Here is a 12,338-nt window from a genome sequence, read left to right on the forward strand (position 1 = left end):
CAAACAATTGCTGACGCCTGCCGATCATACGCTGATGTTCATCGATCACCAGCCGCAAATGGCGTTCGCGCTCAAATCCCACGACGTGGATTTGGTTCGCAACAATACGGAAGCTCTCGCGAAGGCTGCGAAAGTGTTCAAAGTGCCTACGATTCTGACGACCGTTTCCGCCAAATCGTTCAGCGGCCCGATTTTCCCGGAACTGCAAGCCGTGTTCCCAGACCTCAAACCGATCGATCGCACGACGATGAACCCTTGGGAAGACAAAAACGTAACCGATAAAATCAACAGCTACGGCAAAAAGAGAATCGTCATGGCAGGTCTGTGGACAGAGGTTTGCTTGGTTGACCCGGTTCTGTCCGCGCTCGATCAAGGCTTTGAAGTCTACTTCATCTCCGATGCATCCGGCGGCGTAAGCGACGAAGCGCATGACATGGCTGTCGAGCGCATGATCCAAGCCGGCGCTAAACCGATGACTTGGCTGCAATACATGCTCGAGCTTCAACGCGACTGGAAAGATCAAACCCACTACAAAGAAGTTCTCGACATCGCTAAAGAACATGCCGGCGCATACGGTCTAGGCACTCTGTACGCTCAATCCATGTTCAGCGGCGGAGAAGGCAAATAATAAAATGGACAAGCTGAACTTCGTGCTCATTCACGGCGCTTGGGGTGACGTCAGCCAATTCAACAAAGTAGCCGACGAGCTTCGCAAATTAGGCCATACCGTTCATGTACCGGAATATCCGGGTCATGGAGAGTTGACAGACAAAAACGTAACCCACGAGCAAATCACGGCCGCCGTTATCGACTATATCAAGGAAAAAGAGTTGAACCATATCGTTTTGCTTGGGCATAGCTTCGGCGGTACGGTTGTCGCAACAGCAGCCCAGCACATTCCGGACCGGATTGACCGAATCGTATTTGCTAACGCCTTTGTTCCTCTGGACGGACAAAGCGTATCCGATCAACTTCCGCCGCCTGCCCAAGAAGCATTCAAACAATTGGCCGACGCTTCAGGAAACAACACGATCATGCTTCCGTTCCCGCTGTTCCGCGATGCCTTCGTAAATACGGCCAGCTTAGAGGAAGCGAAAGCGATGTACAGCCGGATCACGCCGGAACCTGCAGGCCCTTTATTTCAAAAGCTCGATCTGAAAAAGTTCTACAGTCTGCAAATTCCGAAAAGCTATATTAACCTGACGGAAGATAGCGTACTTCCGCACGGCGACTATGCTTGGCATCCCAACCAATCCAGCCATCTCGGTTTATTCCGTTACATTGAAGGCGACGGAGACCACTTTACGACCTTCCAAACGGAACCGAAAAGGATTGCAGAGAAATTCGTGGAAGCCGGAAGACCTTAATGGCGTCAATCGTCATTTGGCCAGTATAAACCTATTAGGAGGACTATCATGACTACCCCATCGAATCCTTCCAACGTCGTCCTAGAGTCTGCGGCGCAGCAATTCGTCAATGACACGGCCAACCCGCCCTACCTCTTCGATCTCGGTCCCGTCAAAGGCCGCGAAGTCGTCGACCACGTGCAATCCGGCGACATCGAGAAACCGAACGTCGACCTGGAACGGTTGACGATCGACGGCGGACCTAAAGGCATCGTTTCGCTTACGATCGTTCGCCCGAAAGGCAAGGCTGAGACGCTGCCCGTCATTTTGTACACGCATGGCGCAGGCTGGGTGTTCGGTAACGACCTGACGCACGATCGCCTCATTCGCGAGCTGGCCGTCGGTTCCCATTCGGCCGTCGTCTTCACGAATTACTCTTTGTCACCGGAATCGAAGTACCCCGTAGCCATCGAAGAAGTGTATGCCGCGCTGCAATGGGTTGCGGCGGAAGGCGGCAACAGAGGGCTGGACACGAATCGCATTACGGTGGCAGGCGACAGCGTAGGCGGTAATATGACCGCGGTTGTTACGCTCATGGCCAAGGATCGCAACGGACCTAAGATCAGCAAGCAGCTCCTGTTCTACCCGGTAACCGATTCCAGTCTCGACACGCCATCTTACTTGCAATTTGCAACGGGCTACTTCCTCCGCCGGGACGGGATGTCTTGGTTCTGGGAGCAATACCTGTCCGATCCGAAGCAAAAAGAAGACATCTACGCCTCCCCTCTTCGCGCGTCGATCGAGCAGTTGAAGGGACTGCCGGAAGCACTCGTTATTACGGGGGAAGCCGACGTTCTTCGGGATGAAGGCGAGGCCTATGCCAACAAGCTGCGGGAAGCCGGCGTGCCGGTAACGGCCGTACGCTTCCAAGGCATCATTCACGACTTCGTCATGCTGAATGTATTGAAGGATACGAAAGCCGCGCGCGGCGCGATCCTTCTGGCCAACGCCTGGCTGAAACTATAGCCGCGAGAGCAAATCGTCATTTGTCTCTCATCCCACACAGATAAATAAGGAGGTGCATGGTACAACGAAGGAAACTAGCTTTGTAATGGAATTGTAATATTTCCTTCATGTTCCTTTCATCTACGACCGCTATAATTGGCCCATGACCCCCCTTTAATATATTTTCTCTCTTGCGCCTGCGGACATGCCGCAGGCCTCTTTGTTTTATTGGGGTTATCGGCCGGCCCATCCGTGCACAGACACTAGTGGCACGAAAAAAACGCGGTCCGCAGGGACCGCGTTTTCATACAGAAACATTACAATTTTCTCATTTTTCCCTATCGCCGTGGCGCATCAATCGGGATCGCGCCAATACGCCTGCAAGATCCGGACGAACACGTTCGGAAAAGCGAGCGTGTCCATCTCCTCCGGGCCGATCCAGCGGTAATGGTCCGGCGCGGCGCCTTCCCCGTAACCGCCCGAGGCCTCCGCGGCCATCGCCGCGAGCCCGTCCCCGCCGCCGATATGGCCGGCACGGCCGCCCGCCTGCCAGAAGCCGAACTCCGCCCGGAATACCTGCATGTCCCAGACGATGTGGCTGAACACATGGTCCGTCTCGCCCCACCAGGCGACGGGCCGAACGAGCAGGCCGTCCTCGGCCGACAAGGCGCGGCTCAGGTAATCGGCCATCGCCGCGCGTCGGTCCGGCTCGCCGCCGCCCGCCGGCAGCGGTGCTGGCGCGCCCACCGCGAGCAGTGCCGGCTGCTCCAGCCCCGCCGCGATTTCCCCGCGGCCGCCCGCTTCGGCGCCGGCCGCCTGCGCGGCTTTGCCGCGGCCGCGGCGCTTTGCGGGCGCAGGCGCCCCGGGCGTCTCCGGTGCGAGCACATGCGGCAGCTCCCACATCTGCGCGAGCAGCCCGCTGTCCGGCCGCCGGCGCACGAGCAGCTTGCCGGCGTTCGCGCCGCTGCCGGCGACGAGCGCGGCGATGCGCGTCTCGCGGCGCGGCGCCTTCGCCTTCGACTTGACCGGCAGCTCATGCTCCTTGCCGGCCATGCGTCCTTCGCAATGCCGCATGACCGGGCATGTCAGGCAGCCCGGCGACTTCGGCGTGCAGACGAGCGCGCCGAGCTCCATGAGCGCCTGGTTGAAATCACCCGCCGCGCCTTCCGGGATGAGCGACACGGCCAGCTTCTCGATGCCGATGCGGGTCGAAGGCTTGGCGATGTCGTTCTCCAGGCAGAAGTACCGCGACAGTACGCGCATCACGTTGCCGTCCACCGCCGGCTCCGGGCGGTTGAACGCGATGCTCATGATCGCGCCCGTCGTATACGGCCCGACGCCGCGCAGCGCGGCGACGGCGTCGCGGTCGTCCGGCACGGCGCCGCCGTGGCGGGCGACCACTTCCCGGGCTCCCGCCTGCAAATTGCGGGCGCGCGAATAGTAGCCGAGGCCTTCCCAGCACTTCAGCACTTCGGATTCCGGCGCCTCCGCCAGGGCCGCCGCCGTCGGGAATTTCGCCATGAACCGCTCGTAATACGGAATGACGGTGTCCACCCGCGTCTGCTGCAGCATGATTTCCGACACCCAGACGCGGTAAGGATCCCGATTCATCCGCCAGGGAAGGTCCCGTTTATTCGCCAAATACCACTGCAGCAGCTCCTTGCCGAAATAAGCCGCCGCTTCCGTCGTTGTCACGCGTTGTCCTCCTTGTCCGCCGCTTGCTCGCATAAGGCCGCGGTTTGATGATAGATCTGTCTGTACCGGCTCGGCGTCAAGCCCGTGTAATGCCTGAACATTCGCGATAGATAATGGTTCTGCATGCCGACCGCGCTCGCGACGTCGGAGATGCTGGCGTCCTTGCGTTCCAGCAGTTCCTTGGCGCGCTCTAGTCTCCGGTAGAGGACGTATTGGGCCGGCGCATAGCCGATCAGGTTTTTGAAATAACCGATAAAATAGTTCGGATGCAAGTAGGCCAGACGGGCCATATCTTCCACGGCAATCGGGCCGGACAGATGCTCTTCAATGTATTGTAGCACATGATCGATCTTGTCGAGCGGCTCGTTTTCGCGCAGCGACGATTCGTTGAAGCCCCCGTACTCCAAGTAGCAGGCGAGCAGCTCGAACATCGCGGAACGGATGCGGAGCTCCCTAGTCAAGGCGGTGGAATGGCAGGCGTCGATCAGCTGGCCAAACAGCCCCGCTACGCGCTCCGGGTCCGCCGGGACGACGCAAATCGGCAGGTGGAGCAGATCGAACATCTCCATGTCCCCGATCGTCGCGCGAAAATGGCACCAATAGAGCCCGACGCTCACGTCGTGCTCCGCGGTGAGGGATTGGCGCGTGCCGGGCGGGATGAGCAGCAGCTGCCCCGGCTGCAGATCGAAGCTGCGCCCGCCGACCTGCAGCCGGCCGCGGCCCTCCCGTATCATCCAGAACCGGTAAAATTCAGGTGTCGATTGATCGCGGATTCCCGGCTTCGTGCGCGTAAACGCCGCCATGGATACTTCCGTGTGAAAGCGGTGAAAATAATTTTGAATGATCGTCTTGTAGGTCAGTTTCATTGCGGCTCCCAATCATCAAAAAGGTTGTTGGTCCATGACGCGACATCTTGTATACAAGCCGTTCTATTATAACGCACCTTATCCGGAGGAAGCCACACCGCATCCGGTTGCTTTACGTGCCTAATTAGGCCTATACTGGAACATACATCCAAACGATGGAGGCTGAAGCACCACATGCCAACTGCTGCCACTATACTCGCCCCTCGCGGAGCCGTACGCCTCTTGCTCGTCCTGGCGCCGGCCGCGCTGCTCATCCTCGGCGGCTGCGGATCGTCGGCGAAGACGACCATCGGATCCGCCGATACGCCGCAAATCTTCAAGTCCAACTGCGTCTCGTGCCACGGCTCGGACCTGCAGGGACGCATGGGCGCATCCACCAATTTGACAAGGGTCGGAAAGCGCATGACGAAGGAGCAGATCAAGAAGCAGATCAAGCAGGGCGGCGGCGGAATGCCGGCCTTCAGCAGCAGGCTGTCCGACGCGCAGATCAACGAGCTCGCTTCGTGGCTGAGCGGCAAAAAATAAAACGAAGACCCTTGCAGGGCGCGCATCGCGCAACCCCGCAAGGGTCTTCTTCGTCGTTCGGGCCGCTCGCGCCGTGCCCAACCAGGCCATGCCCCACCTGGACCATGCCCTATCTGGAACATGCCCTACCCGGATCATGCCCGCCTCCGGCTTGCCCGCCTTGTCTGCCTCCGGCCTTGCCCGCCTCCGGCCATACCGGCCAGGCCGGGCCGGCGGATCACCGCTCTCCCGTCTGCCGCCCGTCAACCAGGCGCTTCCATGCGGGCAAACCCGTTCCGAGAGGACCTCTGAACGTCCACTTGGAATCGCCCATCTGCGGATGGGGCGGGAAGTGATCGCCTTTCAGCAAAGCCAACCGGGTTCCCCATAGATCGCCGTACTCGCCGTCAACCGGCACCTGCTGCCCGCTTCGGAATATCCGCTTCGCCAGCCATTCCGTTCTCATCGCCTTCTATGCGCCCCCCGCCCGTCTCGTTCCTACTATGTATTCCCATTATGGGCAAAGGGTGACGGCGTTATGCGGACCGATGGAAACGATGTACGGGTCCAAGCAGGCGATATTCAGGCGCGGCGCTCCACGACGACATAGGCGGACGCCAGCGCGCGGTCGTGCGTGACGGATACGTGGATCGTCATGTCCCGGGCTTCCAGGCCGAGCCGCTCCCAAGCGTTCGCGGTCAACCGGCAGAGCGGCTTGCCGCCCGGCGCCCGGTCGATCTCGATATCGTGAAACCGAAGCGTGCCCCCGATGCCGCAGCCGAATGCCTTGGAGACCGCTTCCTTCGCGGCGAACCGGCCGCCGACGAATTCGATCAGCCGCGTCCCGCCGTACGGCGCCGCCAGCTCCCGCTCGCGCGCCGTCAAGATTCGTTCGCGGAACCGTTCGCCCGCTTCGCCGAGCAGGATCCGCTCGATCCGCTCCAGCGACGCGAGGTCATGCCCGATTCCATGTATCATCGCGCTTCATCCGCCTTTTTCTTCGGCGGCGCCCGGCGCCGCCGTTCATATTCGTTTCCTTCCGCCTGATCCGCGCACGGTCCGCGCCATGCCGCCGAAATCAAACCGCCCTCCGGCTAGCCGAAGGGCGGCGGACAAGCGGTCCACGCGCGGGCCGTTAAATGCCCGGAATCATGTTCCGCTTGTGAGCGGTCTTGATGTACTGCTTCTCGAGCTTCTCGCGGGCCGTATCGCTGACGGGCTTGCCCTCGAGGTAATCGCTGTTCTCGTCGTACGTGATGCCGAGCTCGTCCTCGTCGGTCTGGCCTTCCCACAGCCCCGCGGTCGGCGCCTTCGTCACGACCACGCCCGGCACGCCGAGCTCCGCGGCGATGAGGCGCACTTGACGCTTGTTCAACGTGCTGAGCGGCGTGATGTCCACCGCGCCGTCGCCCCACTTCGTGTAGAAGCCGGTAACCGCTTCGGACGCGTGGTCGGTGCCGACGACGAGCAGGTTCAGCTCGAACGCGAGCGCATATTGCGTGACCATCCGGGTGCGCGCCTTAACGTTGCCTTTGCCCCCGCGGCTCAGATGGCGCAGGAAGCCGATCGCCTTCAGGCCGTGTTCGACCTCGAGCGCGATTTCGTCGACCGCTTCCTGGATGTTCGTCTCGACACGGTATTTCAGGTTGAACGCTTCCGCCACTTCGTAGCTGTCGGAGATGTCAGCCTGCTCGCCGTAAGGCTGGAACACGCCGAGCGTCATATATTCCTTGCCGCTCTCCTCGCTCAGCTCGTCGGTCGCCCGCTTGCACAATCCCGTGGCGACCGCGCTGTCGACGCCGCCGCTGATCGCGATCAGCAGGCCGGCCGTGCCCGACTTGCGGACGTATTCCTTCAGAAAATCGACGCGCTTGCGAATCTCCTGCTTCGGATCGATCTCCGGTTTGACGCCAAGCTCTTGAATGATCTGTTGCTGCAAGCTCATCCCATCACCTCTATTATTGGCAGTACCGCTCGAACGCGGACGTCAAATCCGCCGCGATTTCGGCAGCCGAACGGTTTTCGATCTGGTGGCGCTCGATGAAGTGCACGAGCTCGCCGTCTTTCATCAGGGCGATGGACGGGGAGGACGGCGGGTACGGCGCGAAGTATTCGCGCGCCTTGGCCGTGGCTTCCTTGTCCTGGCCGGCGAAGACCGTGTACAGGCGATCCGGCTTCACGGCGGACTGCAGCGCCTGCGCGACGCCCGGACGGCATTGGCCGGCGGCGCAGCCGCAGACGGAGTTGACGACCACGAGCGTGGTGCCTTGGTCGTTCGGCAGCTTCTCTTCCACCGCTTCCGGCGTGCGCAGCTCCTCGATGCCGAGGCGGGTCAGCTCATCCCGCATCGGTTGAATCATATCCAGCATGTATCGTTCGAAAGACATCGACATCTGTCATCGCTCCTTAAGCGTTATTGATAGGGATAGTCATGATGATTTTAATTCCTATTATACCCCCCGATCGTATCGAAAGCAAAGAAAAAGCAATCGGACCGGGGCCCGATTGCTTCGCTGCCGGATTTACGGCTCATCGCCGGAGACGCCATTATCCGCCGCCCCGTATGCGGCATCCTTATCGGGATGCATAAAGATGCCGCTCTTCGGCGGGATGCCCCGCTCGAAGTAATCCCGGTTCTCGCTCGTCAGAAATCCGGCGTCCTTGAACGGATGCACCCATTCGTCTCCGGCCATGACGGCGGGATCCGTCTCCTCCGTCCAATTCGACAGCGGCGACTGCGGCGACTCGTACATATGGTCGCCGATCACGACGCCGCTGCTGTTGACGAACGGCCCCCGCGGACCGCGGCCAACGCGGAACTCGGGGAGAAATTCGATTTCGTACGGATCCAGATCCGGATCGTCCGCGCCGATCGCCGCCGCTTGCGGCCGCTGCTCGTCCTGTTCGTTCATACCCGTACTCCTTCCCTAGATGGAAGGGCGATTGGGGCCGTCTAATTTCTTGTCGTAGCCTTCCGATTCCGGCGCTTTGGCGTTCTGCTTCTTCTTGCTGGCCGCCGCTTTCCCGGAAGCGCTGACGGGCTGCGAATTGCGTTCCATGGCTGGCACCCCCTTCCAAAGGATAGTATGCGCGCGCGATGAAACGGTTATGTAGGGATGCGCCGATGACCTTCGGCGATGCCGGCTCGGGCGCGGCTCAGAGGCGGCTCAGCGCCGCCGCCGCTTCATAGGCGTTGCGGCTGCGGTCGAACCGCACGAAGAAGGTCGTGCCGACGCCTTCCTTCGACTCCACTTGGATGGCGCCGCCGTGGCGCTCCATGATGCTGAGGCACAGCGGCAGGCCGAGGCCCGTGCCATGCGATTTCGTCGTATAGAAGGGTTCGAACATGCGCTCCAGCTTCTCCTGCGGGATGCCGCTGCCGTTGTCGATCACCCGAAGCTCCACGTAATCTTCGTGCGTATGCGTTTCCAATACCAGCACGCCGTGCTGATCCATAGCTTCCATGCCGTTGCGGGCCAGGTTCAATATCAGCTGCTTCATCTCTTTCTCGTTCAGCAGCAGCTTCGGGATGCCGTCGGCGAGCTTCAGCTCCAGCGATTGGCCGCGCATGTTGGCATCCGCCCAGAGCAGCGGCAAAATCTCGTTGATGATGTCGTGCAGCGACTGGCTGTCCTTCTCGATGACCCGGTTCTGCGCCAGCGACAGGAAGTCGCTGATGATGCTGTTGGCCCGGTCGAGCTCATCCATGACGATGCGGTAATATTCCTTCTGATGGTCCGGGCTGCGCTCGCGCATCAGCTGCACGAAGCCGCGAATGACCGCCATCGGGTTGCGGATCTCGTGCGTGATGCTGGCGGCCATCTGCCCGACGAGGCTGAGCCGCTCCATCCGTCCGATCTCGTCGCGCAGCCGGCTCAGCTCGGTCATGTCATGCGCGATGATCGCCGCGCCGATGATGTCGCCGGTCTGGACATCGCGCACGCAGACGCCGGTGTTGACGTAGATTTTGCCCAGCTCCTGCACGTATTCGGTCGTCACCCTATGGCCGTGCAGCGCCTGGTACAGCAGGCGTCCGAGCGCGTCCTTCTCGATGTGGTCGTACATGATGGTGAACGGCTGGCCGATCAGCTCGTGGCGCTGCTTGGCGCCGACTTTATCCCGCAGCAGATGGATCGCCATCTCGTTGATGTGCGTAATCGTGCCCGCCGCGTCGACGAAGATGACGCCGAGCGGCGTCTCCTCGATGAATTGCTGCAGCTTCTGCACTTCGATGCGGAAGCTGTCGGAGAGCTGGCGCATCCGGCGGTTGACGTTCTGGCGCCGGACGAAATGCTCCGAGCTGGCGAGCCCGAGCGGCATGATTAGGAAATAGCCCAGCTGATGCCCGATCATCCACCCGTAATCGGACGCCGATAAGCCGGGATGCGAGACATCGGTATAATTGACAAACGCGCAGAAGCGGATGAGCAGTAGGAGCCCCGCCAGGCCGAGCACGACCGCATACTTCGTACTTCGCTTCAGCTGCACGAAGCCTTGGTTGTAGAGCGAGATGATCGGGACGATGAACAGCAGCGTGCCGGTGATTTCGATCCAGTCCCAGCTGCCTTCCATCATCAGCTGCTCGGCGGCGAGATAGACGACGGTCAGCGCCAGGGTGACCCAGCTTCCGCCGTAAAGGGATCCGAGAATCAGCTGCCCGTACAGATAGTCCAGACCGAAGCCTTTCACTTCGATGCTGGCCGCGACGGCGAGCAGCATGCTGAGACCGCAAAATACGATTAGGAGGTAAGGTACTCTTTTGCGTGGTTTCGAGTCGTCATACCAGAATTGAAAAATAAATACCGGTAGAAATGCGAGAAAGAATTGCAAAAGAATAAGCTTCCACACTAAAATGAGTCCCACCCTTCAGAAGAAACCCAGTTAATGGTTATCCGAAATACCCGTTAATCCGATTAAATCATAGGTCTATTGTTTTTACAACGACTTTCGGCGAGGTTTGCGCGTTCCGTCGATTTTGCTATATTATACCATTTAAAATAGAATGTCGATTCGTTCCGAACCCCGTCGTGTAGACGCTCCCGGAACTGGATAGTATGATAGGTAACGGCGGCGAAGGCCTTGGCATTCGCCTTATAAACGAGGTTTAATCGGGGAGAAGATCCGTGAACTACGACGTCATTATCATAGGCGGCGGCTCGGCCGGCTTGATGGCCGGCATCGCCGCCGGTAGGCGCGGCGCGAAGACGCTGCTGCTGGACAAAGGCGACAAGCTCGGCCGCAAGCTCGGCATCTCCGGCGGCGGCCGGTGCAACGTAACCAACAACAAGGATATGGAGGAGCTGATCGCGCATATTCCGGGCAACGGGCGCTTCCTGTACAGCGCTTTGACAAGCTTCGGCAACCGCGACATCATCGCCTTCTTCGAAGGGCTCGGCATACGGCTCAAGGAAGAGGACAACGGGCGGATGTTCCCCGTCTCGGACAAAGCGAAGACCGTCGTGGACGCCCTCGTGGGCCAGGTGCGGAAGCTGGGAGTCGAGATCCGGGTGAACGCGCCGGTCGCCCGCGTCCTCTACGAAGACGGCCGCGTGCGGGGCGTCGCGCTGAAGACGGGCGAGACGATCGGCGCGCGCAGCGTCGTCGTCGCCACGGGAGGCAAATCCGTGCCCCATACCGGCTCGACCGGTGACGGGTACCCCTGGGCGGAGCAGGCTGGCCACAGCGTGACGGAGCTGTTCCCGACGGAGGTGCCGATCACGTCGAACGAGCCGTTCATCCAGAGCAAGGAGCTGCAGGGCCTGTCGCTGCGCGGCGTCGGCCTCTCCGTCTGGAACGCGAAGGGCAAGCGGATCGTCGAGCACCGGGGCGACCTGCTGTTCACCCATTTCGGCATCTCCGGCCCGATCGCGCTGCGCTGCAGCCAGTTCGTCGTCAAGGAATTGAAGAAGGGCGCGCGGAATGTCCTGATCACGATCGACCTGCTGCCGGATGCCAGCGCGAACGACGTGTACGAGGAATCGCTGCGGCTAGCCCGCGAGGATGCCAAGAAGGCGGTCAAGAACGTGCTGAAGGGCTATGTGCCGGAGCGGATGATCCCTTTATTATTGAAGGAAAGCGGGCTCGACGGGCAGCTGACGTACGACCATATCCCGAAGCAGGCTTGGCTCGAACTCGCGAAGCGGATCAAGGCGTTTCCGATGCGGGCGTACGGGACGCTCAAGCTGGAGGATGCGTTCGTCACCGGCGGCGGCGTGAACCTGAAGGAAATCGATCCCAAGACGATGGCGTCGAAGCTGATGCGGGGGCTGTATTTTTGCGGTGAGGTGCTGGACGTGCACGGGTATACCGGTGGCTACAACATCACGGCCGCGTTCTCGACGGGATATGCCGCGGGCAGCCATGCCGCGGAGCGCGGACGCGAATAAGAAAGGCTGACCGGCGGATCGTCCGCCCGTCAGCCTTTCGCGCATTAAGCGCATCGTTCACAGGTGCACGTCGCCGGAGAAATACCCGTACGAGCCGTCGTCCGGGAAGTACTCGTCCTCCGCCGGCGCGTCGTCGTCGCGGTTGGCCAGCTCCCGTCCTTCCTCCCGGGCGATCCAGTCCTCGTTCACGACATGCGCCGGAATCGTGATGTTCTCCATCTGGTACGCTTCGTTCGTCAGCTCGATATCCGGAATCGTGGATTGAACGGAGAGCTGGCCGCCGTGCGCCTGCGCGATCTCCAGTGCCGAGGTCAAGTCGTCTCCGTACATATGAATGTGCACCTCGCTTCCCTTCTGGACGACGGGGTCGTAGCCCAGCTCCTCGAACGTGCCGCGCGCGAGCGACGCGGAGCGGGAATCGGCGAATTGAAACAACAACGCGGTATCGTTTTGCATAAACGGATTCACCCTCATCGGCTAAAATGTTCCAACCCGCATAGCGTGCCCCGTTCCGGCATCCCCCATACCGGCCCCGC

The 12,338-nt window shown here is 60.5% G+C and carries 15 protein-coding genes; 5 read left to right on the forward strand and 10 right to left on the reverse strand.

Annotated elements, in window-relative coordinates; translation table 11 throughout:
• Positions 1-34: 34 nt before the first annotated feature.
• The 3 genes from ACFPB1_RS11635 to ACFPB1_RS11645 are packed head-to-tail and all read left to right on the forward strand — an operon-like array spanning position 35 to position 2,372.
• Positions 35-628, forward strand: a complete 594-nt coding sequence (locus ACFPB1_RS11635) for a hydrolase (protein WP_379225337.1) — start codon at positions 35-37, stop codon at positions 626-628.
• Between the two features lie 4 nt (positions 629-632).
• Positions 633-1,367, forward strand: coding sequence for an alpha/beta fold hydrolase (locus ACFPB1_RS11640; protein ID WP_379225278.1), 735 nt, complete (start codon positions 633-635; stop codon positions 1,365-1,367).
• Between the two features lie 48 nt (positions 1,368-1,415).
• Entirely contained in the window at positions 1,416-2,372 is a 957-nt protein-coding gene (locus ACFPB1_RS11645) for an alpha/beta hydrolase (RefSeq protein ID WP_379225281.1), read from the forward strand.
• A gap of 333 nt (positions 2,373-2,705) precedes the next feature.
• Here ACFPB1_RS11645 and mutY read toward each other — a convergent pair whose 3' ends face one another.
• Complete coding sequence (mutY, locus tag ACFPB1_RS11650) at positions 2,706-4,079, reverse strand: A/G-specific adenine glycosylase (protein WP_379225283.1); 1,374 nt, start codon at positions 4,077-4,079, stop codon at positions 2,706-2,708.
• On the reverse strand, positions 4,043-4,912 hold the full coding sequence (locus tag ACFPB1_RS11655; protein ID WP_379225285.1) for an AraC family transcriptional regulator: 870 nt from the start codon (positions 4,910-4,912) through the stop codon (positions 4,043-4,045). The genes mutY and ACFPB1_RS11655 overlap by 37 nt, the downstream gene beginning before the upstream one ends.
• A 174-nt stretch (positions 4,913-5,086) precedes the next feature.
• Between ACFPB1_RS11655 and ACFPB1_RS11660 the strand changes: the two genes are divergently transcribed.
• Positions 5,087-5,437, forward strand: coding sequence for a c-type cytochrome (locus ACFPB1_RS11660; RefSeq protein WP_379225287.1), 351 nt, complete (start codon positions 5,087-5,089; stop codon positions 5,435-5,437).
• A gap of 217 nt (positions 5,438-5,654) precedes the next feature.
• On the opposite strand, the gene ACFPB1_RS11665 is transcribed toward ACFPB1_RS11660, so the two are convergent.
• The 7 genes from ACFPB1_RS11665 to ACFPB1_RS11695 all read right to left on the reverse strand — a co-directional run bounded on the left by ACFPB1_RS11665 (position 5,655) and on the right by ACFPB1_RS11695 (position 10,135).
• Complete coding sequence (locus ACFPB1_RS11665; protein WP_379225289.1) at positions 5,655-5,882, reverse strand: hypothetical protein; 228 nt, start codon at positions 5,880-5,882, stop codon at positions 5,655-5,657.
• Between the two features lie 116 nt (positions 5,883-5,998).
• A complete protein-coding gene (gene acpS, locus ACFPB1_RS11670) occupies positions 5,999-6,394 on the reverse strand; it encodes a holo-ACP synthase (RefSeq protein ID WP_379225291.1) in 396 nt (131 codons plus the stop codon).
• Positions 6,395-6,551: 157 nt separating this feature from the next.
• A complete protein-coding gene (nadE, locus tag ACFPB1_RS11675) occupies positions 6,552-7,361 on the reverse strand; it encodes an ammonia-dependent NAD(+) synthetase (protein ID WP_379225293.1) in 810 nt (269 codons plus the stop codon).
• Positions 7,362-7,374: 13 nt separating this feature from the next.
• A complete protein-coding gene (locus ACFPB1_RS11680) occupies positions 7,375-7,809 on the reverse strand; it encodes a BrxA/BrxB family bacilliredoxin (RefSeq protein ID WP_379225295.1) in 435 nt (144 codons plus the stop codon).
• 129 nt (positions 7,810-7,938) lie between these two features.
• Entirely contained in the window at positions 7,939-8,328 is a 390-nt protein-coding gene (locus ACFPB1_RS11685; RefSeq protein ID WP_379225297.1) for a DUF3905 domain-containing protein, read from the reverse strand.
• Between the two features lie 15 nt (positions 8,329-8,343).
• Complete coding sequence (locus tag ACFPB1_RS11690) at positions 8,344-8,475, reverse strand: hypothetical protein (RefSeq protein WP_379225299.1); 132 nt, start codon at positions 8,473-8,475, stop codon at positions 8,344-8,346.
• A gap of 97 nt (positions 8,476-8,572) precedes the next feature.
• Complete coding sequence (locus ACFPB1_RS11695) at positions 8,573-10,135, reverse strand: ATP-binding protein (RefSeq protein WP_379225301.1); 1,563 nt, start codon at positions 10,133-10,135, stop codon at positions 8,573-8,575.
• 404 nt (positions 10,136-10,539) lie between these two features.
• Between ACFPB1_RS11695 and ACFPB1_RS11700 the strand changes: the two genes are divergently transcribed.
• On the forward strand, positions 10,540-11,802 hold the full coding sequence (locus ACFPB1_RS11700; RefSeq protein ID WP_379225303.1) for an NAD(P)/FAD-dependent oxidoreductase: 1,263 nt from the start codon (positions 10,540-10,542) through the stop codon (positions 11,800-11,802).
• A gap of 57 nt (positions 11,803-11,859) precedes the next feature.
• Here the strand turns inward: ACFPB1_RS11700 and ACFPB1_RS11705 are convergent, their stop codons facing one another.
• Positions 11,860-12,258 carry a hypothetical protein gene (locus ACFPB1_RS11705; protein WP_379225305.1) on the reverse strand — a complete coding sequence of 133 codons (399 nt, stop codon included), beginning with the start codon at positions 12,256-12,258 and terminating at the stop codon, positions 11,860-11,862.
• Positions 12,259-12,338: the final 80 nt, after the last annotated feature.

Origin of the sequence: Paenibacillus sp. GCM10023250 (assembly GCF_042653205.1) — a bacterium.
GTDB lineage: Bacteria > Bacillota > Bacilli > Paenibacillales > Paenibacillaceae > Paenibacillus_Z.

Bases quoted from the DNA above. Each gene is read 5' to 3' on its own strand.
- ACFPB1_RS11705 (WP_379225305.1), bottom strand. From the start codon at position 12,258: ATGCAAAACGATACCGCGTTGTTGTTTCAATTCGCCGATTCCCGCTCC.
- ACFPB1_RS11685 (WP_379225297.1), bottom strand. From the start codon at position 8,328: ATGAACGAACAGGACGAGCAGCGGCCGCAAGCGGCGGCGATCGGCGCG.
- ACFPB1_RS11640 (WP_379225278.1), top strand. From the start codon at position 633: ATGGACAAGCTGAACTTCGTGCTCATTCACGGCGCTTGGGGTGACGTC.
- nadE (WP_379225293.1), bottom strand. From the start codon at position 7,361: ATGAGCTTGCAGCAACAGATCATTCAAGAGCTTGGCGTCAAACCGGAG.
- ACFPB1_RS11660 (WP_379225287.1), top strand. From the start codon at position 5,087: ATGCCAACTGCTGCCACTATACTCGCCCCTCGCGGAGCCGTACGCCTC.
- ACFPB1_RS11690 (WP_379225299.1), bottom strand. From the start codon at position 8,475: ATGGAACGCAATTCGCAGCCCGTCAGCGCTTCCGGGAAAGCGGCGGCC.
- acpS (WP_379225291.1), bottom strand. From the start codon at position 6,394: ATGATACATGGAATCGGGCATGACCTCGCGTCGCTGGAGCGGATCGAG.
- ACFPB1_RS11665 (WP_379225289.1), bottom strand. From the start codon at position 5,882: ATGAGAACGGAATGGCTGGCGAAGCGGATATTCCGAAGCGGGCAGCAG.
- ACFPB1_RS11655 (WP_379225285.1), bottom strand. From the start codon at position 4,912: ATGAAACTGACCTACAAGACGATCATTCAAAATTATTTTCACCGCTTT.
- ACFPB1_RS11635 (WP_379225337.1), top strand. From the start codon at position 35: ATGTTCATCGATCACCAGCCGCAAATGGCGTTCGCGCTCAAATCCCAC.
- ACFPB1_RS11645 (WP_379225281.1), top strand. From the start codon at position 1,416: ATGACTACCCCATCGAATCCTTCCAACGTCGTCCTAGAGTCTGCGGCG.
- ACFPB1_RS11695 (WP_379225301.1), bottom strand. From the start codon at position 10,135: ATGCTGCTCGCCGTCGCGGCCAGCATCGAAGTGAAAGGCTTCGGTCTG.
- mutY (WP_379225283.1), bottom strand. From the start codon at position 4,079: ATGCGAGCAAGCGGCGGACAAGGAGGACAACGCGTGACAACGACGGAA.
- ACFPB1_RS11680 (WP_379225295.1), bottom strand. From the start codon at position 7,809: ATGTCGATGTCTTTCGAACGATACATGCTGGATATGATTCAACCGATG.